This is a genomic window from Altericroceibacterium xinjiangense, assembly GCF_003958635.1.
GTDB classification, from domain to species: Bacteria; Pseudomonadota; Alphaproteobacteria; order Sphingomonadales; family Sphingomonadaceae; genus Altericroceibacterium_A; species Altericroceibacterium_A xinjiangense.
The window spans coordinates 50,857-77,116 of sequence record NZ_RSEK01000006.1; the positions used below are offsets into that span (position 1 = coordinate 50,857).

The following is a 26,260-nucleotide window of genomic DNA, read 5'->3' on the forward strand; positions in this document are numbered from 1 at the left end:
GCTTGACCGGTCCGGCTCGAGCCGCGGCGCCGAGTTCAGGTAGTTGCCAGCCGATCGTGGCGCGTGCCGGGCACCTGCGCTTCTCTGGACGAGAGCAGCGCGGCAAAGATCGCCGCGTGCTCTTCGCAGGAGTGATCGATGCTGTAGGCCAGGCTGGCTGAACGGGAAGCCTGCGGGAGGCGCCCCTCAAGCCCTTCCTCAAGCGCCGCTGCTAGTTGCGCCTCGTCTTCGGGGGCGACGGGTTCACGGGCGCCGAGATCCCGCAAGAGCTCCACCACGGCAGGCGAGCAGGCGGTCGAGACCACGGGGCAACCGAATGCGACAGCTTCAAGCAGGGTTGCCGGCAGATCTTCCCAGCGCGAAGGCAGGGCCACCATGGTCGCGGAAACGTAGTGGGGCCGCAGATCGGTGGTGAACCCGGCAAAGTCCACGCGGTCGGCTATGTTCAGATCTTTCGCAAGGGTTCGCAGCGCATCCTCTTCGGGACCGACGCCGCACAGCCGCAATTGCCACTCCTTGTCCCTCAACCTCGCTGCCGCGCGTAGCAGCAACGCTTGGTTCTTTTGACGGGAAAGCCGCCCGACGCACAGGATCAGCGGCGGGTCGGCGGGGACGCCTGAATCCTGCCGGCGCACCGCGGAATCGTCGACGTAGGGGTTGTGGACGAACCGGGTACGCGCGGGAATGTCAGCCCCCAGTTCTGCCAGTCGGGCAACGCCGCCCGCGGACAGGACAAGGATCTTGCGGGCTCGCCGCAGGATGCGGCCGTACATCCTCTTGCGCAGCCAGAGCTTGTGCGCGGGCAGCCCCGCCTTGAGGACGGGATTTGTCATCTTGGGCACGAAAGCGCCAGTATAGCCCGCCAGGGTCGTCGCCAAATAGGCCGCAACGTGAGCATGGTTGCCGGGTGAGTGGAGTATTCCCGGGTTTCTCCGCCGCAGGTACCGAGCCAGCGCGGGAACGGCCGCGATCATGCGCGCGCCGCGGGACAAGCCCTGTACGGCTCCGACAGCATGAACAGGTATCGCCGGATCGAGCAAGGTGCGGACAGGGCCAGCATCGCGAAGCACCAGCATTTCCACCCGGAAACCTCGACGGTGGAGACCGTTGGCGACATGGCATGCCACTCGCTCGACGCCGCCGGGCCCGAAGTGGTCGAGCAGAATGGCAATTTCCGGCGGCTGATTCACCTGAGTCACTGAAACGCTTCCACAATATTCCGGATGACAGGGCCGGCTGCTTTGCACAAGAGCGGCTGGCATGACAGCCGAAGGTGCGCCTGAAGCCGAATTCAGGTCAGGCAACTACCCTTGGTTTTTGTCAGAACGAAGACGACGTCATCACCCGCCATCCGGGCCGGGAGGAAGTGTCCGGAGTCAAGGCAAACGCAGTTGCTGCCGCTCTGCTGGCCGCTGCCAATCCCCCGGGCGTTCGGGCGAGGGCTGCCGATCTTTCTGGACATGGCAAAGGCTTTCCGCAAACGGAACATCATGTCTGGTTTGCCCTGCACAACGCCCCTTCACGGCACGATCCCTCGTAAAAGGGACAGCCGCTGGAAAGCCAGCGGGGCGCGATTGTTTCCTCTTCCGGCGCTGTGCCTCGCCATACTCACTGCGTGCCAGCAACAGGACGCCGCGCCGGATAATGTCCAGCGGATCACCCTTTCAGAAGTGCCGGCCACCAGCGCGCCTGCCGCGTCCGAGGACGCGCCTGAAGACGCGGTCACCCTTTCCGACGCCGATGACGTCCCCGGACCCGACACCAGCAACGCCCGCTGGATAGTCGCGAGCGACGGACGCGCGATCGTGTTCGGCGATCCGGGCGGGCCGCCGCTGATCACGCTCGGCTGCGAAGTGCGCGCCAATCCGCCACAGATGCGCATCGTCCGTCACGTTACGGCCGAACCGGGGGCGAAGGCGCTGTTCCCGGTGCTGGGCAACGGCACCGTCTCGCGCTTCAAGGTCGATGCGCAAGTCCTGAACGGGCAGTGGGCCTGGGCGGGATCGCTGCCCGCCCGCGATCCCGACCTGGACGTGTTCACCGGGCGCGGCCGGCTTCTTGCTACCTTGCCCGGCGGCGGCACGGTGGAGATTGCCGGCAGCCGGCTTCCCGGGGAATTCGTCCGCTGGTGCCGATCGGGCGGCCAGTCCCCCACACCGGGCTGATCGGCTTTCCGGCTCAGGCTCCTTCGGCAAGACTCGTCAAGGTGTCGGGCGTCAGGACTTGCGGCAGGGTCTGCTCCCCTCCTTCGGCGTCATACCAGATGTACAGCGGCACCCCCGCCACACCGTGGGCGGTCAGAAATCGCGTAATCTCGGGGTCGCGCCTCGTCCAGTCGCCCCGCATCGCAACCACGCCAGCGTTGGCAAAGGCATCGCGCGTTGCATCCCGCTCGATCGCCACTTGCTCATTGACCTTGCAGGTCAGGCACCAGTCGGCGGTGAACCAGACGAACACCGGCTTGCCGGAAGCCCGCGCCTCGGCCAGCGCCGCTTCGCTGTACGGCACCGCCGGCAGGACGCCCTGTTCCTGCGCGGCAGGGGGCGCGTAGGTCCAGGGAAGCAGCACGATTACAAGCGAGGCTGCTATGAGGGAGGCCAAGGCCACCGTCCGGGCACCGCGCCGCAGGCCGATCAGCAGGGCCACCAAGGCTCCGGCGGCCAGCAGTCCCAGCGCAGCGAAGCCGGGCCCGCCAAGGCGCCAGGCCAGCCACAGCAGCGCCAGCGCAGTCAGCCCCATCGGGATTGCCAGCAACCGGCGGAAGGTCTCCATCCACTTGCCCGGGCGCGGCAGCATGCGCCGCAGCGGCGGCACGAAGCCCAGCGCGAGGAACGGCAGTGCCAAGCCAAACCCGAGCGCGGCGAACAGCAGCAAGCCCTGCCACCAGGGCAGCAGCAGCGCCGCTCCCATCGCGGCCGCCATGAAGGGCCCGGTACATGGAGTGGCGACGAATGCGGCCAGCAGGCCGGTGGCAAACGCGCTCGACCGGCCGCCGGACCGGGTGAAGGAGAGCGATGGCAACTCGTAAAGCCCCGCCAGGTTTGCCGTGATCGCCACCGCCAAAGCCAGCAGCGCGATTACCACGCCGGGTTCCTGCAACTGGAACGCCCAGCCGATTTCGCTGCCGCCGGCGCGCAGCACCAGCAGCATCCCGCCGAGCGCGAGCGCGGCGAGAATCACCCCCGCAGTGTAGGCCAGCCCTTCCCGCCGCGCCTCCGCTTCGCTCTCGCCCGCTCGCGCAAGGCTGAGCGCCTTGAGGGAAAGGATCGGAAACACGCAGGGCATCACGTTCAGGATCAGTCCGCCCAGCAGCGCCAGAGCCAGCAGCACCGGCAGCGAAGCCATCAACCCGCTGCCCCCTCCCAGAGGGGTTCCGCCCGCAGGAACGTCGCCCGGCTGGGCGACGAACCGCACCCCGGCGCCCGTCTGGTCCAGCTTCAGGATCCCCGACACCGCGCCCGTGTCTTGGGCCGTCCCATCCCGCGGGAGCTCCGCAACCAGCCAGTCTCCTTCCCGCGCGAAGGTCTGGACACCGGCGTAATCGACCAGCCGCTGCTGATCGACGAACACGTGCGGATCCTCCACTCCAAGCGAAGCGGGCAGCGGCACCGCGATCCGCAGCCCGCCCTCGGTCAGTTCGAATTTCGCCGCGCTGCTCAAGGGAGGCGGTAGAGCCGCGCGCCACGCATCGAACCGGGCATCGCGGATCGTGTCCCCGCCCACCTTCACGCGCAGCGTCAGGGTCGCGCTTTCCGGCACGCAGATCTTGTCGGTGCAGGCGAGCCAGTCCGCCTTCACTTCGATCGGAGCGATCCCCGATGCGCCTTGCGGCACCGTGACCGGGACCAGCACGGCATAATCCCGTTCATAGACATGGTTCATCAGGCCAGAGATCAGCAGGGTTTGCGGCACCGGGTATTCCGGCCCCCCCGCTCGCCAACCTTCCGGCATTTGCCAGTCCAGCCGCATGCCGTATCCGGCATCCCCCGGGTTCGACCAGTAGCCGTGCCAACCGGGTTCGGGGTGGAACAGCAGCGCCAGCGTCAGTTCCTCGCCGGGGCGGGCGACGTCGGCGGCGATCAGTTCCGCGGCGATGTGATTGCGGTTTTGCGCCCCGGCCGGAGCGACGATGAGCATTAAGCCCAGGCACTGCAACAGCAATGCAACAAGCAGGCGATAGCGGCGCATGGTCCTCGGCTCCCGTCGGCCGTCACGCGCCGGCCATTCAAACGCTCTTGCCGATAGCACAACGGGCTTTCAAGAACATGACCATGCGACTCCGTCACGTTATTCTCGCCGCCACCGCCGCGCTGGCTTGCTCCACCCCGCTTGCAGCCCAGCCTGCCGACAGCACGCAGCAAGCGGCAGCTCCGGCGCAGCCGCCCCGGCTGATCGTGGCGCTTTCGGTGGACCAGCTTTCCGGCGATCTGTTCGACCGCTACCGCCGCCGCTTTACCGGCGGGCTGGCGCGACTTCAGGACGGGGCCGTGTTTCCCGCCGGCTACCAGTCCCACGCCGCGACAGAGACCTGCCCCGGCCACTCCACGATCCTGACCGGCATGCACCCCGCGCGCACCGGGATTATCGCCAACATGTGGGTCGATCCCGATCTGTCCCGCGCGGACAAGCGCGTCTATTGCGCCGAGGACGAAGCCGATCCCGCCAGCGGTCCGTTCGATCCGGTCGTTTCCGCCGCGCACTTGCGCGTGCCGACCCTGGGCGACCGGCTGAAGGCCGCGTACCCCGGAAGCCGGAATGTCGCGGTTTCCGCCAAGGACCGTTCGGTCGTCATGATGGGCGGCCATTCCATCGATGCTGCGTACTGGTGGGATGGAAGTGGCTTCACCAGTTTTGCGGGTCGTCCGCTGTCACCGGCCGCCCAGGCCGTGAACCGGGCTGCCACGGCGGTGATCGCGGCCGGAGCGCCGGCCTTGCCCGCCCCCGTCTGGTGCGGCCCTACCGATCGGGACGTGACGGTCGGGCCGATGAAGGTCGGCACGAACCGGTTCGCGCTGGCTCCGAATAAGCCGGGCGATTTCCGCGCGTCGCCGCGGGCCGATGCGGCGACGGCCGATCTGGCGGTTCGGCTGGTGGACGAACTGCAACTAGGCCGCGATCCGGTGCCCGATGTCCTGTCCGTCAGCCTTTCGGCGACCGATTATATCGGCCACTCCTACGGATCAGCCGGAGTGGAAATGTGCATCCAGATGGCCGAGGTGGACCGCACGATCGGTAACCTGCTCGACGCGCTCGACCAGCGCGGGATCGATTACGCGGTGATGCTGACGTCAGATCATGGCGGAATGGACACGCCGGAGCGGCTCCGCGAACAGGCCGTGCCCGATGCCGCCCGCGCCGCCCCCGGCCTGCTGCCGGGCGCGGTGGGAGAGGCTCTCGCGGCGCGCACCGGCTTGTCCGTTCCAACCGGCCCGCTGGTCCTGGGCCTTGGCGCAGGCGGCGATTATTACCTTTCCGCGCAGCTCGACCCGGCACAGAAGTCCCGCGCATTGGCCGAACTGGCGACCATGTTGAGAGCAGACCCGCAAATCGCGGCGGTCTTCACAGCGCCGGAACTTGCCGCCCTGCCCAGTCCCACGGGTTCCCCGCAGGACTGGACGCTGGAACAGCGGGCGCGCGCCTCTTTCGATCCGGAACGGTCGGGCGATGTCGTGGCCCTCCTGAAGCGGGGAGTCGTCGCGGTGACCGATCCGGGCCCGGGGCACGCGACGGGCCACGGCAGCCCGTGGGACTATGATCGCCGCGTGCCGATCCTGTTCTTGCGCAAGGGTATGAGCGGCTTCGAACAAGCAACCCCGGTGGAAACGGTGGACATCGCCCCGACATTGGCGGCACTGACGGGACTCGCTATCCCGGCGGGAACACTCGACGGACGCTGCCTCGACATCGACGGCGGACCCGGCGATACCTGCATCAGGTAAAAAGGATTCCAGACGAGTGGCGAGCGCAGTGGCAGGACAAACGGCGAATGGAGACAAGCGGGACCTCCTGATTCTCGGCGGCGGGTTGGTCGGCATGACGCTGGCGCTGGCCGCCGCGCGGCAAGGCATCTCCAGCCACGTCGTCGATCGCGCCGATCCAGCGGATCTGACGGCCGAAGGGTTCGACGGACGCGCGTCGGCGATCTCGACCGCCAGTTGGAACCTGTTCGCCAACATCGGCCTCGCCCCGCAGCTGGAACCGCACGGCTGCCCGATCGAATCGATTGCGGTGACGGACGGCATGCGCCCCGGCCGAATCGATTTCCGGCCCGAACCGCACGAAGGCTCGCTCGGCCGGATGTTCGCGAACCGGATCTTGCGGCTCACCCTGTTCGAAGCGGCGAAGGACGAACCGCTGATCAGCTGGCATTCGCGCGCCGAAATCGTGGAACGGGAACGCGGCCCCTTCGGCGTCTCTGTTCGGCTGGCGGACGGCACGCAGCTTTCCGCTTCGCTGATGGTCGCGGCTGAGGGGCGCAATTCCCCTACCCGCAAGGAAACCGGACTAACGATCGCGAAGTGGGATTATTCCCATCAGGCGATCATCGCCGGGCTGGTTCATGAAAAGCCGCACGGCAACGTCGCCTGGGAGATCTTCTATCCCGCCGGGCCGTTCGCGCTGCTTCCGCTGCTCGATGGACCGGCAGGGCAGCACCGCAGCGCGCTGGTGTGGACCGTGGCGGACAAGGACGCAGCCGGCGTTCTCGCCTTGTCAGACCGCGCCTTCCTGACCGAAGTGGAAAAGCGGATGCACGGTGTGTTCGGGTCGGTTTCGGTCGAAGGACCGCGCTCCGCCTTTCCGCTCGGCTTCCATCACACCGCCCGCATCACCGCGGAACGGCTGGCGCTGATCGGCGATGCGGCCCACGGGATTCACCCCATCGCGGGACAAGGCCTGAACCTTGGCCTGCGCGATGTCGGCGCCCTGGTGGAAGCGATTGCGGACGGAATGCGGCTCGGGCTCGATTTGGGCGATCCGCAGGTTCTGAAACGGTATGAGAACTGGCGCGGGCTCGATAGCTTCATGGTCGCGCTGGCGACCGACGGGCTTACGCGGCTGTTCGGCATCCCGGGACGCCTGCCCAGCGCAATCCGTCGCCTGGGAATGGGGATAGTCCAGCGCACGCCGCCGCTGAAGCGCTGGTTCATGGATGAAGCGCGCGGCGTCACCGGAGACTTGCCTGAACTGCTGAAGGGCTAATCGCCTGCGACGGGGACGACCGGGTCTCTGGCAGCTGCCGGACTTGGAGCAACTTCCGCGCGCGGCGCAGCGGCCGGGTCAACGGGCACTACCGGGCTTGGCTGCACCACGCTGTTGCCGTCCCTGTCGCGCAGGCCGCGCGGATCGAGGATCGCAGTCGTCTCCAGCAGATCCAGCGCGCGTTGCGCGGCGGCATAGCGTTCCGCGTCCGCGATCCAGTCAGCCGCTTCTGCCGCGTTCGGCAAGTGCCGCACCTCGGAAATCGCGGCTTCTATCCGTCCCTCCTGCAGCAACAGCCGGGCCCGGGCCAGTCGCCGGTCGGCTGCCGGGGAGGGCGCGGAGTCGCGGCGGATCACGAACAAGTCGGACACTTCGCGTCCGATCCGGCTGAACAGCCCTTCGTCCGCAGGTGCCTGAGCCAGAGTTGGTGCAAGCCGGGTCAGCCGGCTGATCAACTGGTCGGATGTTATGGGATCCCGCGCCATGTTGAGGACGGTGGCAACCGCGTTGGGCCGCGAATCGCCGAACCGCAACCGCAACTGGTCAGCGAGATAGCCCAGCGGCGCACCGCGTTCGATCGCGCGGCGAGCGGCGAACGCGATCAGCAGCCCTTCGGCGCGCCCGGCATTGCCCGCCGCTGCCTGCGCCTGCAAGTCCAACCGGGCGAGCCGCTGCTCCATCGCGGCGACCCGCTGGTCCATCCCGCCTTGCCGCTGCGCTATGGCGACGGTTGCCAGCCGGGCCTGTTCGGCCGTCCGGGCGGCCTGCGGTGTGCTGGTCTGCGCTCCCACAGGCACTTCGTCCGTCGGGGAGGTCACGAAACCGAAGCGATAGCCCGTCTGCCACGCAAGCGCCGCCATCGCCAGCACACCAAGCAGGAAGGCAATGATGGCCACGCCGAGCACGGTCCGCTTGCGGCTTCTCGCCGGTGCGGCTCGCCCGTTCAGAGTATCGTCGTCCATCTGCCCATCCCGAACTTCGTCACGCCTGGTCCGGCGCCGGGGGCGGTTGATGGCACATGTCCCTCACCAGTGCCAGCAGGGAGCCTTCACGCGGGGTCTGCGCGGTACGCACCTCGGCCCATCCATTGCCAGCCGCCGAAGCGACCCGGGGCGCGAGCGCGGCGAGCCGGATCGAACCGCGCGGGACGGAAAGCCGCGCGCACTCACGGGCAAAATGGCGGGAGGCGGCGGCGGAATGGAGCAGCACGATGGCGCCCTCGCGTAGCAGGGCTGCCATGGCGTTCGGCAACGGCAGCGGCTCGCTCGCATAGACGGTGCGAGTCAGGATCGTGACTGTCGGCGGAGGAGCGAGCGCGACCCGTTCCGCCCCGGCCAGCCGCAGGAAGCGGATCGGCGGGCCTGCCCGCTGGTCCAGCAGGCCCTGCAAGCCGCCGCTGCCGATTTCCGCCACGGTAAAGCCCGCGCGCCGCGCTGCCTCGGCGGTTGCCTCACCCACCGCATGGACAGGCTTGCCCCTCATGGCCCGGGTCGCTGCGCCGCCATGCCGGATCGCGTTGGCGCTGCCGATCAGCAGCGCGTCGTAATCGGCCGGGTCCGGCGCGTCCCACTCCAGCGGACGGACGGCGAACAAAGGGAAAGCCGCCACTTCCATTCCCATCTCGCGGGCAGCATCCACGGTCCCGCCCAGCCCCGGCTCCGGCCGGATGGCGATGATCGGTCCGCTCACGCCCCGGTGAACAGCGCGGAAATTCCGGGGGTGGCGCGGGCCAGCAGATCGGCGGCGAGGCGCGCGGGACCATCCGTGTCACTGTCCCCGAAGCGTGCGTCGCCGCTCACGCGCTCGGCCCCGTCCATGCTGAACAAGGCCGCGCGCATGGCCAGTTCTCCGTTCTCCCAAGTGCACAGCGCGGCAATCGGACTGTGGCAACTGCCGCCCAATGCCGCCAGCAGCGCACGCTCCGCAAGGACTTCCGCCCGGCTTGGCGGGTGATCGATGGCGGAAAGGAGTTCCCGCGTCCGCATGTCATCGGCGCGGCACTCGATCCCGATCGCCCCTTGTGCCGGGGCCGGTATCCACTGGTCCATTTCAAGCGGATGACCGACACCGGTTTCGCCGAGCCGCTGCAGCCCGGCAGCGGCGAGGAACGTCGCGCGCACCTCACCCGCGGCCAGCTTGGCAATCCGGGTGCCGACGTTGCCGCGAAAGGATACGACCCGGCAATCGGGTCGGGTGTGGAGCAATTGCGCCGCCCGGCGCGGGGCGCTGGTGCCGATCGTGGAGCCGCGCGGAATCTCGGCCAGGCTTGCCGCTCCCACCAAGACGTCGCGCTTGTCGGCGCGGGGCAGGATGGCTCCGAACACGAATTCCTCCGGCCGTTCGGTCTCCACGTCCTTCATGGAATGCACCGCGGCATCGATCCGTCCTTCTGCCAGGAAACCGTCCAGCTCCCGCGTCCAGAGTGCTTTTCCGCCGATTTCGGCCAGCGGGCGATCCTGGATCTTGTCACCCCCTGAGATGACGGATTGCAATTCAACCGCGGCTTCGGGCCAGCCATGCGCGGCGCACAAGCGCGCGCGCGTTTCTTCGGCCTGTGCCATGGCCAGCGGCGATCGGCGAGTGCCGAGACGGAGTTGAGCTGTATCGTTCATGCGCGCTTGCTTGCCCTAAAACGCATTTGCGTCCAGTGGAACCCGCCATGACGAATGGCCCCGCCCTGGTGCTCGGTATCGAAAGCAGCTGTGACGAGACTGCCGCGGCGCTGGTGACAAGCGAGCGGCGCATCCTTGCCCAGAAAATCGCCTCTCAGGACGACGTTCACGCTCCTTACGGCGGTGTGGTTCCGGAATTCGCTGCCCGTGCCCATGCCGAACGGCTCGCTCCGCTGATCGAAGCCGTGCTGGATGAGGCCGAAATCGAGATTCGGGATGTCGATGCCGTCGCAGCGACTGCCGGCCCGGGACTGATCGGCGGCGTCATGGTTGGGCTGGTAACCGGCAAGGCTCTCGCGACGGCGAGTGGAAAGCCGCTGATCGCGATCAACCACCTGGAAGGCCATGCACTGAGCCCCCGGCTGGCCGATCCCACCCTGCAATTCCCCTACGCGCTACTGCTGGTTTCCGGCGGCCACTGCCAGATCCTCCGGGTCGAAGGCGTGGGGCGGTACCAAAGGCTGGCGACCACCATCGACGATGCCTTGGGCGAAGCGTTCGACAAGACCGCCAAGATTCTCGGACTCGGCTATCCGGGCGGCCCCGCGGTTGAACGGCTGGCGCAGCAAGGCGACCCGCGCGGTGTCCCCCTGCCCCGCCCGCTGGTGGGCAAGCGGGAACCGCATTTCTCCTTTGCTGGCTTGAAAAGCGCTGTCCTGCGAGCGCATGAGAGCGGCAACTACGCCCCCGCCGATCTCGCCGCCAGCTTCCAGCAAGCGGCAATCGACTGTGTTCTCGACAGGATGCAGCGGTCACTTGAGACAATGGATGAAGTCACCGCCCTGGTCGTTGCCGGCGGCGTCGCCGCCAACACCCGCGTTCGCACGGAGCTTGAACAATGCGCGGCAAGCCGCGGTTTGCGCTTCGTCGCCCCCCCGTTGAAGCTCTGCACCGATAACGCCGCGATGATTGCATGGGCGGGTATCGAGCGGTTCGCGAAGGGAGAGGCTTCTCCCCTGGACGTCCCCGCGCGGCCGCGCTGGCCGCTTGACCCCGGCGCCGAGCCGGTGCGCGGCGCGGGAGCCAAAGCGTGAGCGCGGACGTCGCCGTTATCGGAGCCGGCGCCTGGGGCACGGCCCTGGCGCAGATGCTGGCAAGCGATGGGCGCGACGTCCTGCTCTGGGCGCGGGACAACGCGCTGGCGGACGCGATCAACCGGGACGGGATGAATTCCACCTATCTTCCGGACACTCCCCTTGCCGCGTCCATTCGCGCCACCAGCGACCTTGCCGAGCCTGCGCGGTGCGCCATCGTGCTGCTCGTCACCCCCGCGCAGCACCTGGGCGAGGTTCTGGCCGCCTTTCCTGCCTTTCCGCGCGATCTGGTGCTTTGCTCGAAAGGGATTGAGGCCGGAACCGGGCGGCTGATGAACGAAGTCGCGCGCGAAGTCGCGCCAGATAGCGACATTGCCGTTCTGTCCGGGCCGACCTTTGCCCACGAAGTCGCCGCTGGCCTGCCTACGGCGGTGACACTGGCTTGTGGCGGCGGGGAACCCCAGTGGCGCCGCCTTGCTGCCGCCGTCGCCCGCCCGAGCTTTCGCCCTTATTATTCCGATGACGTCGCGGGGGCTGAAATCGGCGGCGCGGTAAAGAACGTGCTGGCGATCGCCTGCGGCGTGGTCGATGGATTGCAGCTGGGCCAGAACGCCCGTGCCGCGCTGATCGCGCGAGGATATGCCGAAATGCTGCGTTTTGGCGAAGCGTACGGGGCGGAGCGGGAGACGCTGTCCGGCCTGTGCGGCCTCGGCGATCTTGTTCTGACGTGTTCGTCCACGGCGAGCCGCAACTTCTCGCTTGGGAAGGCTTTGGCAAAAGGGCACGATCCGGCAAAGCTGCTGGCGGATCGCAAGACCGTGGCCGAAGGCGCGTTCACAGCGCCCGTCCTCGCCGAACTCGCAGCCCGGCACGGCATTGCGATGCCCATCGTGACGGCCGTCTCACGCCTGTTGCAGGGGGAACCGGCGCGCGAGGTCGCAAGCGAGCTCCTGGCCCGCCCGTTGACGGCGGAAGGACCGGCGGCTTGACCGATCCGGTACAGGGCAGCGTCTCACAGGGCAGCCCGTCGGAAGACGGCTCCGGAGACCTGCAGGCGCTGGCGCGCGGGGGGCGGACGAATTTCCTGGGTTTCCTGCTCCGCCTGCTCGCCCGGCTGCCGTTCCTGTTCATTGCCGGAAGGCTGTACGGCGCGGAGGCTCTTGGCCGGTTCGCCTCCGCGCTGGTGGTGGTCGAACTGGTAGCGATGATCTCCACCATCGGGGAGAAGCGCGGGCTCGCCCAGCGCCTTTCGGAAGCGGACGGAACGGACGAGCAGCCGGTCCACATCGTGTTCGACGGGCTGCTGCTCGCCTTGGTCGTCGGCCTCGGCTTCGCCGCTTTCCTGTGGCTGGTGCCTGCTCTGATGTTCCCCAGCGGGATCCATGCTCCGCTGGACCGGCTGCTGGTGCTGGCCGTCCCCGCGGTCGCGTTGACCGAACTGGTGCTGGCCGCGCAGGCCTATCGCTTCGACGTCGGGGCCACCGTGCGCTCACGAGCCGTGGTGGAGCCGTGGACGATCTCGATTATGGCCGGGCTGCTTTACTTCGTGGTGCCGCGCAGTGGACTTTCGCTGGCCTATCTGGCTTCGGTCTATGCCGCGCTGGCCACAGCCCTCTGGCCGTTCTTCAAGAGCTATGGCTTGCCTGCCGGCTGGCGGCCGGATCTGGGGCGCATGGCGCGCCTGACGGTGCGCGGGCTGCCTCTTGCCGGGGCGGATACGATCGAATGGGGCACCCGGCGGCTCGATATCCTCATCCTGGGTGTGTTTGCCTCACCCGCCGCAGTGGGTGTCTACTACATCGCCCAGCAGGTCGCGAGCCTGCCGCAAAAGCTGAAAAGCAGCTTCGATCCCATTCTCGGCCCGGTCATCACGCGCAAGATCCGCGAACGCGACTACGCAGCCATTGCCAGTCAGGTCAGCCAGGTAGGCTTCTGGATCGTTGCCGCCCAGGCGGGGATTGCCCTTGCACTTGGCATTCCCGGAGAAGCGATAATGGGCCTGGTTGGCCCGAAGTTCGTCGGCGGCAACGGAGCGCTCGCTTTTCTGCTGGCTGCGGAAGTCGTGGCGGCGACGGCCGTCGTTTCCGAAGCCGCACTGATCTATGTTGCACGGATGCGAAATCTGGTTGTTTCGCTGGGCACCATCGTTCTTCAGGGCGTGCTTACCGTCGGCTTGATCCAGCTGGTCGATCACTATTCGCTCGGCGATCTCTACCGGGCGGCGGCCGCGGGACTTTCACTGATGATCGCGCTGGCGACCGCGTCGATCGTCAAGGCGATCATGCTTTCGCGCCTGCTGGAACAGCCGATCAACAACTGGCGCCGTGCGCTGGTGTACGCGGCCGTGCCCGCGGCGCTGGTCGGATGGCTGGCCACCAAGCTGCCGGAGTGGGCCGAACTGATTTTCGGTGTTCCCGCAATCCTTGCGGTCTATGGCTTTGTTATCTGGCGCTGGGGCTTCGGACCGGAGGACCGCGTTCTGTTCCGCCGCAAGATTGCCGAACCGCCGGTCCCGCAGACTCCGTCAGCCAGTGCCTGACGCTTCGATCTACTCTCATGTCCTTAGATCAACTGGGAAAATCTTTCGGCGCGGCGGGGTTGCCTCCCGGCTCGCGGGCCATATGACGGACGTTCGACCAATTGAGAGAGCCGTAGCGGCCGGAAGCTTCCCTCCCCTTCACCGGGCAATCGGAAGCTTCAGAAGACCCCGGTGCCAGCATGTGGAGAGCGTCCGCGATGAATGAAGTTTTTCAGGAAAACTGGATCCTGTTCCTGATTGCGATCCTGGTCGCGATCGCGCTTGCCTGGTGGCTCTTCGTCGCTTCACGGCGGACAAGGGTGGAAACGACCAGGACGGACCCGCTTGAAAAAGACGCCGCACCGCCGAAGCGGAACCAGGCCTTGATCGATTCCGCTCCGGCGGCGGCTGCGGCGGCAACGGAAGTCATGCCGGCCGCCCCGATCGGTCTTGCCGGGGTCGGACAAGTGGTGGCAGCAGCGACGGACGCCAATCGGCGGCAGGAGCCTGTTGCGAACGAGCCTGCCGAACCGGTGAAGGAAACCCCACCGGAACTCCCCCCCGTTCAGGTGGCCGAGCCCGAACCAGCTGTCGCTTCCACCGAAGATGACCTGAAGCGGATCAAGGGCGTCGGCCCGAAGCTGGAAACCCTCCTCCGCTCCATCGGCGTGAACAGTTTTGCCCAGATTGCCGCCTGGGACGAAGCGGACATAGACCGGATCGACACCCAACTGGGCCGGTTCCAGGGCCGCATCCGGCGCGATCATTGGATTGAACAGGCCCGGTTCCTTGCAGAAGGAGACAAAGCAGGCTTCGAGGATCGGTTCGGCAAAGTCTAGGCACGGCCTGCAACGGAACCGGGAACCGGCCACTGCTCCGCCCATTCATGCTTGAGCCGTCTTGCCGGCAAGGAGCAGAAAGAGTGAGCTGAATGTCGAATCCCAACGAAAAATCGCGCCATCCCACGGTTCTCGTGGTGGAAGACGAGTTCATCATTGCGCTCGACTTGTCGGAAACGGTGAAGGACATCGGCTTTGCCCTTGAAGGGCCGTTTGCGGACAAGGAGAATGCCTTTGTCGCGATCGATCAGGAGATGCCCGATTGCGCCATCCTGGATGTCCACACGGCTGACGGCGAAGTCTACCCGCTGGCCGACGCCTTGAGCGAAGCCGGCGTCCCGATCATTTTCCATTCCGGCCATGTCATGCCGCATGAATTGTCCGAGCGGTATCCCGAGGCGCAGGCGGTGTCCAAGCCCTGCCCGCCCGACCAGTTGATCGACATGCTTCAGCGCGCGGTGAGCCAGCACGCCTGATCGTGCTGGATCGTTAAAGCGGAGGAGCGCGAAACCCGCCGGTCGCGCGCTCCGCAACTTCTGCAAAACGAATGGTCGTCAGGTCTCCGAAGGAGGGCCCGATGACCTGGATTCCCGCGGGAACGCCTTCCACCAGGCGCCCGCTGGGCATCACCGTGGCCGGGAGATTGGCGACGGTGGCCAGCCCTTGCCACGTGAAGTCGAGATAAGGCGCCGGTTTGCCATCGACGGTGATCCGCCTGAACAGCTGGGCTGAGTGAACTCCGCTGCCTTCGGCCATGTGCGGAAACGCGACGACCGGCGCAGCCGGGCACAGGAGCGCGTCGTAACGGGTGAAGAAGTCAGCCCAGGCGCGGAAAAGGTGCTCCCGCTTTTCCGCCAGTCCGAACCACTCGCCAAGCGAGGTCCGCATGTAACGAGCGAGCTTGGCCGCAATCCCGGTGTCATCTTCCGCCGCCAGCTGCTCGAAGGCCCCGGCTTCTTCAGGAGCAGGCGCGCCGACGATAGCGAAGAGGGTCTGCAGATAGATTTCCTGACTTTCACGTGGATCGACCGGCAACTGGACCGGCTCGATCGATGCGCCGGCATTGCGGAGATCGTCCACGAAAGCCTCCAGCGCAGAGCGATAACCACCATCCAGGCGATAGGCGCCCTCGCCCATCCATATCCCGACGCGGAAGTCTTCCAGTCGCTTCTGCCCCGGCTGCGACAGCCGCGGCCGCGCCCCGGAACGGGCGAGCAGCGGAAGGAGGAGCGCAAGATCCGCCGCACTTCGGGCCAGTGGTCCGGCGACCCCAAGCTGCGGTTGGTGCAGCATGCCGGGAAGCGGCGGGATGTGTCCGCGCAGGGGCACCAGATCGTACGTTGGCTTGTGGCCGAAGACGCCGCAGAAGTGGGCCGGGATCCGGATCGATCCCGCTATGTCGCTGCCCAGTTCGAATGCCGTGAAGCCCGAGGCGACCGCACCAGCCGACCCGCCGGAGGAGCCTCCGACGGTCCGGTCCGGATTCCATGGATTGCGGCTGAGGCCGTAGACCGGATTGAAGGATTGCCAATCGCTCGCGCCCGCCGGAAGATTGGTCTTGCCGAAAACGATCGCGCCCGCCGCCTTCAGTTGCGCGACCGCGTCGGCGTCCTGTTCCGGCCGGTGATCACGTAGCATCTCAAGCCCGCATGTCGCAGGCATGCCGACAACTTCGTAGGAATCCTTGACTGTAATCGGCAGGCCGGCGAGCGGGCCCAGCGTCTCCCCTGCCGCGCGTCGGCGATCCGTCTCCTGGGCCGCAGCTCGCGCGCCATCCCGGTCGAAGGCGACGACCAGGTTCAATTCGGGATTGAACCGGTCGACCCGTTCCAGAGTAAGGTCCAGCAAGTCGACCGCGCCGATCCGCCCGGCATCAAGCCACTCCAGCTGCTCGGACGCGGAAGCGAGGGCAAGCGGCTGGTCGGTCATGGAAGTCTCCCGGCTGGACGTATTTTTCTAGTTAATGCTCCACCAGCATCAGCGCGTCCAGCGCTACCACGCCTTCGCCTTCCGGATGAATGATCACCGGGTTCAGGTCGATCTCCCGGATCGCCGGGTTACCCGCCATGATCCGGCCAACCTGGACGATCAGTTCCGCAAGCGCGGCAATGTCGAGCGCGGGCGAGCCGCGGTAGCCCTTCAGGATCGCGGCTTGCTTGAGGCCCAGCAAGCCTTCGTGCACCGCCGCCTGATCGAGATCCGGAGTGAACAGCTTCACGTCCTTCAGGATTTCCGCGGTCACACCGCCGAATCCCGCCAGCACGACCGGACCCCATTCGGGATCGTTCTTCGCGCCCACGATCATCTCGGTGCCCATGCGCCCCATCTTTTCCACCAGCACACCATCAAGCTGGATCGAAGGATCGTAGGCCTTCACGTTGGCGTACATGCGGACAAACGCATCGCGCACGTCCTGCGCAGTACGCAGGTTCAGGATCACACCGCCGGCATCGCTCTTGTGCCCGAGCGTGGCGGCCTGCGCCTTCATCACGACGGGAAAGCCGACCATCTCGGCAGCCGAAACGGCTTCCTCGGCGCTCGCGGCGAAGCGACTTTCCGGGAATGGCATGTCCAGCGGCTTCAGCAATGCCTTGGCCTTGTATTCCGGAACGACGCCCGAGACATCCTCGAGCCACGGAGCCTCGATCGGCTCGGCCGAGCGATCGGTCAGGTCGCGCTTGGCGAGGTCCGCGAGACGGGCGATCGCGCGGTACGCGCGTTCCGTGCTGGGGAACCAGGGAATCCCCACTTTACGAAGGCCTTCGATGTACTCTTCCGGCACCTTGGCCCCTTCATCCACCCCGGCGAAGACCAGCGGCTTGGTAAAGGTTCCGGATTCCAGCACCTTGATGATGTGCGGAAACTTGATGCCGCTGGTGATCGGGTCCGACTGGATGATCGAGGCGACCACCGACCCTACCCGCTCATCCTCGAGCAGCGCGGTCAGCACCTTCGTGTAGATCTCCGGCTCCGACAAGCCGAGCGCGGTGATGTCGGTCGGGTTGGAAACAGGAACGAAGTCCGGCAGCACCGCGCGCAACGCCGGGCTGTTCTCATCGTTGAGATCGATCAGGTCGAGCCCGATATCCTCGGCAATGTCGAAGGCCAGGCCCCGCAGCGCGCCGCTTTCGCCCAGCACCGCCATATTCGCACCCGGCAGGGCCGGACAGCGGAGCGCGATTTCGGCGATGTCGGCGAGTTCTTCCAGCGTATCGGCGAAAATCACGCCTTCGCGAGTCAGCTTGGCCTTCATCAGCTGGTAGTCGCCCGCCATCGCGCCAGTGTGCGTTGCGGCGCTTTCCTGAGCCTTGCTGGACTTTCCGGGGTGAAGCATCACGATCGGCTTGCCGGCTTCGCGCGCACGGCGCGCGGCGGCAATGAACGCCTTCGGACGGCGCAAGCTTTCGACGTACATCGCTATTACGTGCGTGTGGGGATCGTCGATCAGCCACTCGACGTAGTCCTCGACCCCGCTTGCCGCTTCGTTGCCGGTAGAAACCGATGCGCTGACGTAGCACCCGCGCGGGTGAAGCGCTGTTGCGAGAACGGCGGCCAGCGCCCCCGACTGGCTGGCGACCCCGACGGCCCGCGCCCCGGGAGGCGGCGTCATCATGTTGGTTTCGACGAAGGTCAGCGGTACCCGCTCAACGTAATTGGTGCAGCCGAGGCAGTTCGGCCCTTCGATCACCATCCCGTGCTTGCGAGCAATCTCGCCAAGCTCCAGCTGCTCCCGCATGCCTTCCTCGCCAGCTTCCGAGAATCCGGCCGAGTAAATGACCACCGCGCCGCACCCGCGTTCGCCCAGCTGGCGCGTGGTTTCGAGCACGAACTGGCGCGGAATGGCGAGGACCGCGCAATCGATTCCTTCAGGCAGCGCCGTCACGTCCGGATAGCACTTGAGCCCGGCGATCTCTTCCCGCTTCGGGTTGACCGGGTAGATGTCGCCGTCAAAGTTGTACTGCACCAGGTTGTTGAGCAGCGTAGCCCCCAACGCACCCACACGATCCGAGGCGCCGACGACCGCGACCGATTTGGGCCGCAGCAAACGGTCGATCTGCTGGTTGGTGAAGCGCCTGGTAGTCATGCGAGTATCTCCTGCGGACCGGGAAGTGCCCGATGCCAAATCCGACGTGACGAGTCGAGCGGGGGGAAGTGCCGCGCGTTATAAAAGGCGCGCGCGGAGTTCAGCTCCGCACGCGCCTCTTCGCCTTGCTCAGTCGCCCTGCAGCTTCGACTTGTCGAAAGCACCCAGGCCGGGCTTGAAGGTCTTGTCGTCGAGGAACTGCTTGGTCGCTTCCCTGCGGGTTTCCCAGCCACCGAAGTCGTTCAGCGCTTCCTGCGCGCGGATCAGGTAGTCCTCGGCGTTTTCGTAGGTCATCTCCCGCACGCGGCGGACGGCCCACTTGGTGGCGCGAAGGGCGTGCGTGTCCTTCTTCTTCAGGACGTTCGCGACCTCGGTCACGCGCTCCTTCAGTTTGTCGGCGGGGAGCGATTCGTTGACCAGACCCCATTCGGCGGCCTGCTTGCCGGTCAGGTTTTCACCCATCATCGCGTGGTACATCGCCTTGCGGAACGGCATCAGCTCGGCCGCGACCTTGGAGGCGCCGCCGCCCGGCAGGATCGCCCAGTTGATTTCCGAAAGACCGAACTGCGCATCGTCGGACGCGAACGCGAGGTCGCAGCCGAACAGCGGACCGTAGGCGCCGCCGAAGCACCAGCCGTTGATCATGCCGATCGTCGCCTTTTCGTACCAGCGCAGGCGTTCCCACCAGCTGTAAGCCTCCCGCTGGGAGCGGCGGGTGGCGTGCAGCCCTTCCTGCTCGCTCATGCGGAAGTATTCGAGCAGATCCATGCCCGCCGACCAGCTCGGCCCTTCGCCGGTGAGGACGAGAACCTGCACGTCGTCACGGAATTCCAGTTCGTCCAGCACCCGGCCCATTTGCCGGTTGAGCTTGGGGCTCATGCAGTTCCGCTTGTCGGGACGGTTGAAGTAGACCCATGCGACGCCGTCCTTGATTTCGTAGCGGACGGTTTCTTCCTCGGGGCGCGGATCGGGCTTTGACGGCATGGCCATGGTCTATCTCTCCTGACGAATCGGATTGCTATGCGGTATTACGATCGGTCGATAAGCACGCGGATTGCTATAGGCAACAACATTCTCTAGCGTTGCACCGATGCGTGATCCGCTTGCCCGATACCCCGGATATTCCCTCCGCCGCGCGGCTAACGCAATGTCTGCGGAACTCGCGGCGCGGCTGGCCGCTCTCGACTTGCGTCAGGCCGATGCATCCGCCCTGATGGTGATTGCTGCAAATCCTGGAATGACCGCCAGCGCCCTGGCGCGGCAGCTCGACATCCAGCGCGCCAACATGGTGCCCCTGCTCAACCGGCTGGAGGAAGCCGACCTGATCGGCCGCTCTCCGATCGACGGAAAATCCCGGGGCCTGGAGCTCACATCGGCGGGACGCGAGAAGTGCACTGCCGCGCAAAGCGTGATCGACGCGTTCGAGGCAGACATGATCGCTCGTATTCCGGAGCAGCATCGCGCACACTTGCTGCCTGCGCTCGACGCCCTCTGGCGATAGGCGAGCCAACGCTTTATGCCTTCTCTCGCCATGCAAGGGAGACAAGGGTGAAACAGGCGGTCTATCCGGTGCCGGAAGCTTGGGCGGAAAACGCCCTGATCGACGCGGACGCGTACGAGCGGAAGTATCGCCAGTCTATCGAGGATCCGGATGCCTTCTGGCGCGACGAAGCGCAGCGGATCGACTGGATCCGGCCTTTCTCGAGGGTCAAGGACACCAGCTTTCGGAAAGACGATTTCCGCATCCGGTGGTTTGAGGACGGCACGCTCAATCTCGCTGCCAACTGCCTCGATCGCCACCTTCAAACCCGCGGCGACCAGCCGGCGATTATCTGGGAGCCGGACAACCCCGGCCAACCCGGACGCACCCTTACCTATCGGCAGCTCCACGCGGAAACCTGCCGCTTCGCCAATGCGCTGAAGGCAAGCGGGGTCCGGAAAGGAGATCGGGTAACGATCTACCTGCCGATGGTACCCGAAGCGGCGGTCGCGATGCTCGCCTGTGCGCGGATCGGGGCGATTCACTCGATCGTGTTCGCCGGGTTCTCCCCGGAAGCGCTCGGCGGCCGGATCGAGGACTGCGCGAGCGACCTCGTTATCACCGCCGACGAAGGCCTGCGCGGCGGCAAGAGAATTCCGCTGAAGGCCAACGTAGATGAGGCGCTGGAACATCACGCGAAGGTCAGCCGCGTGATTGTACTGCGCCACACTGGTGCGGACGTGCCGATGAAGGCCGGACGCGACATCGATTGGGCGGACGCGGTGAAAGACCAGTCCCCCACGTGCGAACCAGAGGAAATGGGCGCCGAAGACCCGCTGTTTATCCTGTATACTTCGGGATCGACCGGCAAGCCCAAGGGCGTGCTGCACACCACCGGCGGTTATGCCGTGTGGACCGCCATGACGCACGAATACACGTTCGACTACCGGGCCCACGCGGACGGCACGCCGCCGGTCTACTGGTGCGCGGCGGACATCGGATGGATTACCGGCCACAGCTATGTCGTCTATGGCCCGCTGGCGAATGGAGGCATCAGCCTGATGTTCGAAGGCGTGCCGAACTTCCCCGATTTCTCCCGCTTCTGGCAAGTGGTGGACAAGTACGGCGTGGAGATTTTCTATGCCGCGCCGACTGCCCTGCGCGCGTTAATGCGCGAGGGGAATGAATGGGTAAGGAACACCAGCCGCAAGACCCTGCGCCTGCTTGGCAGCGTGGGGGAGCCGATCAATCCCGAGGCATGGGAATGGTACTATCATGTGGTCGGGGACAGCCGCTGCCCGATCGTCGACACCTGGTGGCAGACCGAAACAGGCGGGCACATGATCACCCCCTTCCCCGGCGCCACGCCGCTGAAGCCGGGCAGCGCGGCCACGCCGATGTTCGGGGTCGTGCCGCAGATCGTCGACGGGGAAGGCCAGCTGCAGGAGGGCGCCTGTGAAGGCGCGCTGGTGATTGCCGACAGCTGGCCCGGCCAGATGCGCGGCGTCTATGGCGACGATGAGCGGTTCTTCCAGACCTACTTCAGCACCTTCGAAGGCAAGTACTTCACGGGCGACGGCTGCCGGAGAGACAGCGACGGCTACTACTGGATTACCGGGCGGATCGATGACGTGCTGAATGTCTCGGGCCACCGGATGGGTACGGCGGAAATCGAAAGCGCGCTGGTCGCTCACGGAAAGGTGGCCGAAGCGGCGGTTGTCGGAATGCCGCACGACATCAAGGGACAAGGCATCTACTGTTACGTCACGCCGGTCTCGGGCGAGAACGGCAGCGAGGACTTGCGGGCAGAGCTGGTGAAGTGGGTGCGCCACGAAATCGGCCCGATCGCCTCGCCTGACGTGATCCAGTTCGCCCCTGCCCTTCCCAAGACCCGGTCCGGCAAGATCATGCGCCGTATCCTGCGCAAGATCGCGGAGAACGACACGGGAAATCTGGGAGATACTTCCACCCTCGCCGACCCCGAAGTCGTGGATGACCTTCTGGCGAACCGTCCGCCGACATGAACGCGGCGGGAAGACTTTGCAGGCGGGCGATCGTCTGATAGGCGCCCGCCCGTGACCCAAGATGAACGCCCGGCGCCGCGTCAGCGCCTCTACCCGCTCGAGGATCTGGAAGATATTCCAGGCACCCGTATCTTCACGGCCCGGCGCTCGCGCCAGGCCTACCACCTGCACAAGTTCTGCATGTCCCTGATGGACAAGGACAACCGGGACGCTTTCCGTGCCGATGAGCAAGCCTATCTCGATCGCTACCGCATGAGCGACGATCAGAAGCAGGCCGTGCTCAAGCGCGACTTCGGGAAGCTGATCGAGCTTGGCGGAAACATCTATTTCCTCGTCAAGCTGTCCAACACCGACGGGTGGAGCACTGAAAAGGCCGTGAGTTCCATGACTGACCTGACCCCCGAAGAATACGGCGCGATGATGCGCTCGGGCGGACGCAAGGCCGAAGGCAACCGTTCCATCCGGGACAAAAGCTGATGGCTCGTCTTACCGCCGGTGTCGCCACCAGCCACGTCCCCGCAATCGGCGCGGCCATCGATCTTGGCAAGACGCAGGACGATTACTGGAAACCTGTGTTCGCTGGGTACGAATGGGTGAAGCAGTGGGTCAAGGATGAGACGCCCGACGTCGTCATCCTCTGCTACAACGATCACGCTTCGGCCATGATGCTCGACATCGTCCCGACCTTCGCGCTCGGCTTTGCCGAGGAGTTCGAACCGGCCGACGAAGGCTGGGGCGCTCGCCCGGTGCCGACTGTCTTCGGGCATCCGGAACTGGCCGGCCATCTGGCCGAACAGCTCGTGCTCGACGAATTTGACATCACGATCATGAACCACATGGATGTCGATCACGGGCTGACGGTGCCGCTCTCGCTCGTCTTCGGTCAGGTGTCGGAATGGCCGGCAAAGGTCATCCCGCTGGCCGTGAACGTCACCCAGTTCCCCACGCCTTCGGCCGACCGCTGCTGGCAGCTGGGTGAGGCAATCGGTGCAGCGGTGGCTTCCTTTCCGGAAGATCTCAACGTGCAGATCTGGGGCACGGGCGGCATGAGCCACCAGCTTCAGGGCCCCCGCGCCGGACTGATCAACCGGGAATTCGACAACGCCTTCCTCGACAAGCTGATCGGTGAGACGGATGATCTTCGCAAGATCACCCGGCTGGAATTCCTCCGGGAAGCAGGTTCCGAGGGGATCGAGTTGATCATGTGGCTGATCATGCGCGCGGCGCTGGGTCAGAAGGTCGACATGCTCCACCGGTTCTACCACGTCCCCGCGTCGAACACGGCTGTCGGGCATCTGGTGCTGAAACCCGCCGAAGAATCCTGACCCGGAGCCGCTCCGCAGGCGAATGAGTCAGCGCCCTCCCGAACTCCCATCCGGCGGCTCGGGAGGGCGCGCTTACAGAACCCGGCTGTCGTAGGCCCATTGCAACAGCGCCTGACGCTGCTTCGGCCGACAGAACGGATCGCCCGGCTCGCAGTATCGTTCGACTTGCGCGGCGTGGCGCCGGAAGGATCGCCAGCGGCCGATCTGGCGCTTGTCCTCGCCCGGCATTCTCCGGCCGGAGTAGTATCGGCAGTACCACTGGAACCAGCCCCGCGGATCGTCGGGGTGAAGCCACCCCTTGGCTTGCCACACCGTCAGGGGCGTGCTGGCGCGGACCCCAAAGTAATTGAGCGAACAATCCGCAGGCCCGGCTGCCAGTTTGGCGTTGTCAAACCAGCTGGCGGGGAATTCATCCCGGCAATCGGTCATGTACTTGCCGCAGAAGATCCCCAGCTCCAGCGCTTCAGCCGGGGTTAGATCGGGTGTGAACCCGGGATCGAAGTCCTGACCGAACGGAGCCGTGCGTTCGTAGGTGTACCCCTGCTGCATGCGGTCGTTGACGACCATTTGAACGCCCATATCCACTCACCTTGCACCGGAGCTCCGGACCGGAGCTCCGGTGAGCGGTATCAGACATAGACCCCAAGAGTGAAGCCGACGACCCGGCCGCAGAACACCACGAAAATCCAGAAGGCGAGCGAAAGCCCTCCCGCGGCGCGGGCGGAAACCGGGATGGCGGCCGTAGAATCCCAGTTCGCGACCGTGCGCCAGGTCGACAAGTGGAAGAACAGCATGTTCAATCCGGCGAGCGTCAGCAGCGCCATCTTCCACTGGAAATACGGGTTGATGATGTAGGATTCGGCTCGGCTGATGAACAGCAGCAGCCCCGTTATTGCCGCGAGCGCGAACGCCGCCCAGGTCCAGCGCAGCATGTCCCGCGACAACTCCGTCACGGCGCGGTCGCGAAACGCCCAGCCGAGCAGCCGCAAGTCCATGATCGCGATCGAGCCGACCACGGTGACGATCGCGATTACGTGGATGGACTCGATCGTCGGGAAAACCCAGGCGGAAGCGGAGATGTAGTCTCCCAGTGCAGAGGACTGGAGCCACTGTGCGATGGTTGTCGGATTCATTGTCTCTCCCCTCTCAGACAGGCGCGTAGGCGATCCAGCGCCCGGCAAAGATGATCCCGCACCACAGGACGATGATCGCGGCCGCTCCGGCCCGCATCGGCAGCGCCCCGCCGTCGGCCGTGGCCCAGCTTCCTTCATTGCGGCGCGCAGCGATCTGGAACACGATGCCGAGCACGATCAGCCCCACGACCAGAGCAAGCTTGATCCAGAACATCGGATTCATCATCTCGCGCACGGGTTCGGCGATCACCAGCCCCAGCCCGGTGATCGTCAGCATGCCGAGGGCGGCCCAGGTCCAGGGCAGGTAGCGGGTCACTGTCCGGCCAAGGCTCTGGCCTTCTCCCCCGATGCCGAGGATGCGCAGGTTGATCATCAGCGCGGAGACGAAAGCCGCGGCGATGGCCAGGATGTGCAGGCTCTGAAGGATCGGGATCGCCAGGAAGTTGGCGCCCATCCACAAGCTCAACGGCTGGTCCCCGATCCACAGGGACAACTCCGGGACCGGACTGTTTCGGATCCATTCGCCGAGATAAAGCAAGACTTCGATAAAACTGGGCATTTCCCCTTCCCCCTTTCGACGCAGGGCAGCGGCTGCAAAGCCGCACGCCTGCCGCGCGCCAGACTACGCGCTGGAGGGAGGTGCGGGCTTTGATCGGGATCAAACTCCGTTGACTTCGTCCGACTTTTCCGGACATGCGCCGGGACCCTGGCGAGCCAGGGGATCGCGGTGTTCGGCGGCAGCGCGGTTCACGCCTGCCTTGAAGGCGAGCGCGTCGCTTGCGAAGAGGGCACGTCCCGCACGGGAGGCACGAGTCCGGCGTTGCGCGCCGGACCCGTTAATGAGCGCTCAGGGCGTAGTTACCCCGCAGGATCGATATGGAATATCCGCTCCGCGTTTCCGTGGCAGAGCGCGTGGCGTTCCTCATCGGTGCACTGGAAGGTGTCGATGAACTCCACTGCCGGTTTCACCGGCTGGTAGGGATAGTCGATCGCCCACATGACATTTTCGATCCCCAGCCGGTCAATCGTGTAGCGCAAGGCCAGCGGATCTTCGACGCCGCTGGTCGTGACCGCGAAGTTGCGGCGGAAGTATTCCTCCATCGTCAGCTCCGTCTTGCCGGCACGGCCGACCTTCTGGGCGCGGCTGTTCATGAAGGTGATCCGCCAGATCCAGAAAGGCACCGCCTCGCCCATATGGCCGATCACGATCTTCAGTCTGGGGAACCGGTCGAACACCCCGGCAGCCATCATCCGCACCACGTGGGTGCCCACTTCCACGCCATAGCCCCACATCGCGCTGTCCATCCCGTTGTCGCGTAGCGGGTCCTTCAGTCCATCGGACGGCGCACGCGGGTGGATGTAGATCGGACGGTCCATCGCCTCCGCCGCTTCCAGGATCGGCCAGAACTTCGGATCGTCGAGGTACTCGGAATTGGTGTGGCTGTTGATCATGAAGCCGTTGAGCTTCAGATCGTTGATCGCCCGCTCCATTTCCTTTGCCGCGCGTTTCGGGCTGTGCGGAGCCATGCTGGCCAGCCCGGTAAAGCGCTTGGGATACTTGCGGCACAATTCGGCCAGCCGGTCATTGGCGAGGATCGACAGATCGTGCGCGGTATCGGCGTCGAACATCTGCACGCCCGGCGCCGTCAGCGCGAGCAACTGCATGTCCACTCCGTGTTCGTCCATCAGCCGCAGGCGCTGCCCTTCGGCATCGAGCAGGCCTTCAATGAAGTTGCTTTTCGCATAGCCGGTAGTGTCGTTTTCCGCGTCGTAGACCCCGGCGACGAGCAGCTTGTCGAGGCTTTGCGACGGGCCGCGGGCGACCTTGCGCAGTTCCTCGGCTACTTCGGGGATCGACCATGCTTCTTCGGTGGCGATCTTGCGGATGTGTCCGGCCATGTGGGTCCTCTCCTGTTATTATTGTGCCAAGCTTAACGGGAGAACAGGCTGC

At 65.7% G+C, this 26,260-nt stretch carries 25 protein-coding genes; 13 read left to right on the top strand and 12 right to left on the bottom strand.

What is annotated here, in order from left to right:
• Window positions 1-35 precede the first annotated feature (35 nt).
• The gene (locus ELY13_RS08615) at window positions 36-1,199 is read right to left on the bottom strand and encodes a glycosyltransferase (protein WP_164549751.1); all 1,164 of its coding nucleotides are present in this window, start codon (window positions 1,197-1,199) and stop codon (window positions 36-38) included.
• A 74-nt stretch (window positions 1,200-1,273) separates the two neighbouring features.
• Here ELY13_RS08615 and ELY13_RS08620 point away from each other — a divergent pair, with 74 nt between their 5' ends.
• Complete coding sequence (locus ELY13_RS08620) at window positions 1,274-1,540, top strand: hypothetical protein (protein WP_126173506.1); 267 nt, start codon at window positions 1,274-1,276, stop codon at window positions 1,538-1,540.
• A 34-nt stretch (window positions 1,541-1,574) separates the two neighbouring features.
• Window positions 1,575-2,165 carry a hypothetical protein gene (locus ELY13_RS08625; RefSeq protein WP_126173507.1) on the top strand — a complete coding sequence of 197 codons (591 nt, stop codon included), beginning with the start codon at window positions 1,575-1,577 and terminating at the stop codon, window positions 2,163-2,165.
• A 13-nt stretch (window positions 2,166-2,178) separates the two neighbouring features.
• Here the strand turns inward: ELY13_RS08625 and ELY13_RS08630 are convergent, their stop codons facing one another.
• Entirely contained in the window at window positions 2,179-4,188 is a 2,010-nt protein-coding gene (locus ELY13_RS08630; protein WP_126173508.1) for a protein-disulfide reductase DsbD family protein, read from the bottom strand.
• A gap of 83 nt (window positions 4,189-4,271) precedes the next feature.
• Between ELY13_RS08630 and ELY13_RS08635 the strand changes: the two genes are divergently transcribed.
• Window positions 4,272-5,939, top strand: coding sequence for an alkaline phosphatase family protein (locus ELY13_RS08635; protein ID WP_126173509.1), 1,668 nt, complete (start codon window positions 4,272-4,274; stop codon window positions 5,937-5,939).
• Between the two features lie 28 nt (window positions 5,940-5,967).
• Window positions 5,968-7,200: an FAD-dependent monooxygenase gene (locus ELY13_RS08640; protein WP_277600648.1), complete on the top strand. Its 1,233-nt coding sequence runs from the start codon at window positions 5,968-5,970 to the stop codon at window positions 7,198-7,200.
• On the opposite strand, the gene ELY13_RS08645 is transcribed toward ELY13_RS08640, so the two are convergent.
• Genes ELY13_RS08645 through hemC form a run of 3 tightly spaced genes read right to left on the bottom strand, consistent with a single transcriptional unit; the run spans window position 7,197 to window position 9,812 of the window.
• On the bottom strand, window positions 7,197-8,162 hold the full coding sequence (locus ELY13_RS08645; RefSeq protein WP_206436019.1) for an MICOS complex subunit MIC60: 966 nt from the start codon (window positions 8,160-8,162) through the stop codon (window positions 7,197-7,199). The genes ELY13_RS08640 and ELY13_RS08645 overlap by 4 nt on opposite strands.
• A 19-nt stretch (window positions 8,163-8,181) precedes the next feature.
• Window positions 8,182-8,889 (bottom strand): uroporphyrinogen-III synthase, encoded by a 708-nt coding sequence (locus ELY13_RS08650; protein ID WP_241233607.1) that lies wholly within the window; start codon window positions 8,887-8,889, stop codon window positions 8,182-8,184.
• A complete protein-coding gene (hemC, locus tag ELY13_RS08655; RefSeq protein ID WP_126173510.1) occupies window positions 8,886-9,812 on the bottom strand; it encodes a hydroxymethylbilane synthase in 927 nt (308 codons plus the stop codon). Before hemC ends, ELY13_RS08650 begins: the two co-directional genes overlap by 4 nt.
• Before the next feature lie 47 nt (window positions 9,813-9,859).
• On the opposite strand from hemC, the gene tsaD reads away from it, so the two are divergent.
• The 5 genes from tsaD (at window position 9,860) to ELY13_RS08680 (ending at window position 14,739) form a co-directional block, all read left to right on the top strand.
• Window positions 9,860-10,906 (top strand): tRNA (adenosine(37)-N6)-threonylcarbamoyltransferase complex transferase subunit TsaD, encoded by a 1,047-nt coding sequence (tsaD, locus tag ELY13_RS08660; protein ID WP_126173511.1) that lies wholly within the window; start codon window positions 9,860-9,862, stop codon window positions 10,904-10,906.
• The gene (locus ELY13_RS08665) at window positions 10,903-11,895 is read left to right on the top strand and encodes an NAD(P)H-dependent glycerol-3-phosphate dehydrogenase (RefSeq protein ID WP_126173512.1); all 993 of its coding nucleotides are present in this window, start codon (window positions 10,903-10,905) and stop codon (window positions 11,893-11,895) included. Before tsaD ends, ELY13_RS08665 begins: the two co-directional genes overlap by 4 nt.
• Window positions 11,892-13,445 (top strand): lipopolysaccharide biosynthesis protein, encoded by a 1,554-nt coding sequence (locus ELY13_RS08670; RefSeq protein ID WP_241233608.1) that lies wholly within the window; start codon window positions 11,892-11,894, stop codon window positions 13,443-13,445. Before ELY13_RS08665 ends, ELY13_RS08670 begins: the two co-directional genes overlap by 4 nt.
• 197 nt (window positions 13,446-13,642) lie before the next feature.
• Window positions 13,643-14,263, top strand: coding sequence for a hypothetical protein (locus tag ELY13_RS08675; protein ID WP_126173513.1), 621 nt, complete (start codon window positions 13,643-13,645; stop codon window positions 14,261-14,263).
• Between the two features lie 92 nt (window positions 14,264-14,355).
• Window positions 14,356-14,739 (top strand): response regulator, encoded by a 384-nt coding sequence (locus ELY13_RS08680; protein WP_126173514.1) that lies wholly within the window; start codon window positions 14,356-14,358, stop codon window positions 14,737-14,739.
• A gap of 13 nt (window positions 14,740-14,752) precedes the next feature.
• Here ELY13_RS08680 and ELY13_RS08685 read toward each other — a convergent pair whose 3' ends face one another.
• From ELY13_RS08685 to ELY13_RS08695, 3 genes are all read right to left on the bottom strand, one after another.
• Entirely contained in the window at window positions 14,753-16,192 is a 1,440-nt protein-coding gene (locus tag ELY13_RS08685) for an amidase (protein WP_126173515.1), read from the bottom strand.
• Between the two features lie 31 nt (window positions 16,193-16,223).
• On the bottom strand, window positions 16,224-18,347 hold the full coding sequence (locus tag ELY13_RS08690; RefSeq protein ID WP_126173516.1) for an acetate--CoA ligase family protein: 2,124 nt from the start codon (window positions 18,345-18,347) through the stop codon (window positions 16,224-16,226).
• A gap of 129 nt (window positions 18,348-18,476) precedes the next feature.
• Complete coding sequence (locus tag ELY13_RS08695; protein WP_126173517.1) at window positions 18,477-19,337, bottom strand: p-hydroxycinnamoyl CoA hydratase/lyase; 861 nt, start codon at window positions 19,335-19,337, stop codon at window positions 18,477-18,479.
• Between the two features lie 100 nt (window positions 19,338-19,437).
• Here ELY13_RS08695 and ELY13_RS08700 point away from each other — a divergent pair, with 100 nt between their 5' ends.
• Genes ELY13_RS08700 through ELY13_RS08715 form a run of 4 tightly spaced genes read left to right on the top strand, consistent with a single transcriptional unit; the run spans window position 19,438 to window position 23,176 of the window.
• Window positions 19,438-19,848 (top strand): MarR family winged helix-turn-helix transcriptional regulator, encoded by a 411-nt coding sequence (locus tag ELY13_RS08700; RefSeq protein WP_126173518.1) that lies wholly within the window; start codon window positions 19,438-19,440, stop codon window positions 19,846-19,848.
• Between the two features lie 47 nt (window positions 19,849-19,895).
• On the top strand, window positions 19,896-21,851 hold the full coding sequence (acs, locus tag ELY13_RS08705; protein WP_126173519.1) for an acetate--CoA ligase: 1,956 nt from the start codon (window positions 19,896-19,898) through the stop codon (window positions 21,849-21,851).
• Window positions 21,852-21,902: 51 nt separating this feature from the next.
• Complete coding sequence (ligA, locus tag ELY13_RS08710) at window positions 21,903-22,328, top strand: protocatechuate 4,5-dioxygenase subunit alpha (RefSeq protein ID WP_126173520.1); 426 nt, start codon at window positions 21,903-21,905, stop codon at window positions 22,326-22,328.
• Window positions 22,328-23,176 carry a class III extradiol dioxygenase subunit beta gene (locus ELY13_RS08715; protein WP_126173521.1) on the top strand — a complete coding sequence of 283 codons (849 nt, stop codon included), beginning with the start codon at window positions 22,328-22,330 and terminating at the stop codon, window positions 23,174-23,176. Before ligA ends, ELY13_RS08715 begins: the two co-directional genes overlap by 1 nt.
• Window positions 23,177-23,248: 72 nt before the next feature.
• Here the strand turns inward: ELY13_RS08715 and ELY13_RS08720 are convergent, their stop codons facing one another.
• The 4 genes from ELY13_RS08720 to ELY13_RS08735 form a co-directional block, all read right to left on the bottom strand.
• Window positions 23,249-23,755 carry a hypothetical protein gene (locus ELY13_RS08720; RefSeq protein ID WP_126173522.1) on the bottom strand — a complete coding sequence of 169 codons (507 nt, stop codon included), beginning with the start codon at window positions 23,753-23,755 and terminating at the stop codon, window positions 23,249-23,251.
• A 50-nt stretch (window positions 23,756-23,805) separates the two neighbouring features.
• The gene (locus ELY13_RS08725; protein WP_126173523.1) at window positions 23,806-24,309 is read right to left on the bottom strand and encodes a DUF6644 family protein; all 504 of its coding nucleotides are present in this window, start codon (window positions 24,307-24,309) and stop codon (window positions 23,806-23,808) included.
• Between the two features lie 13 nt (window positions 24,310-24,322).
• Entirely contained in the window at window positions 24,323-24,868 is a 546-nt protein-coding gene (locus ELY13_RS08730; RefSeq protein WP_126173524.1) for a DUF6644 family protein, read from the bottom strand.
• A gap of 299 nt (window positions 24,869-25,167) precedes the next feature.
• Window positions 25,168-26,208, bottom strand: a complete 1,041-nt coding sequence (locus ELY13_RS08735) for an amidohydrolase family protein (RefSeq protein ID WP_241233609.1) — start codon at window positions 26,206-26,208, stop codon at window positions 25,168-25,170.
• Window positions 26,209-26,260 lie beyond the last annotated feature (52 nt).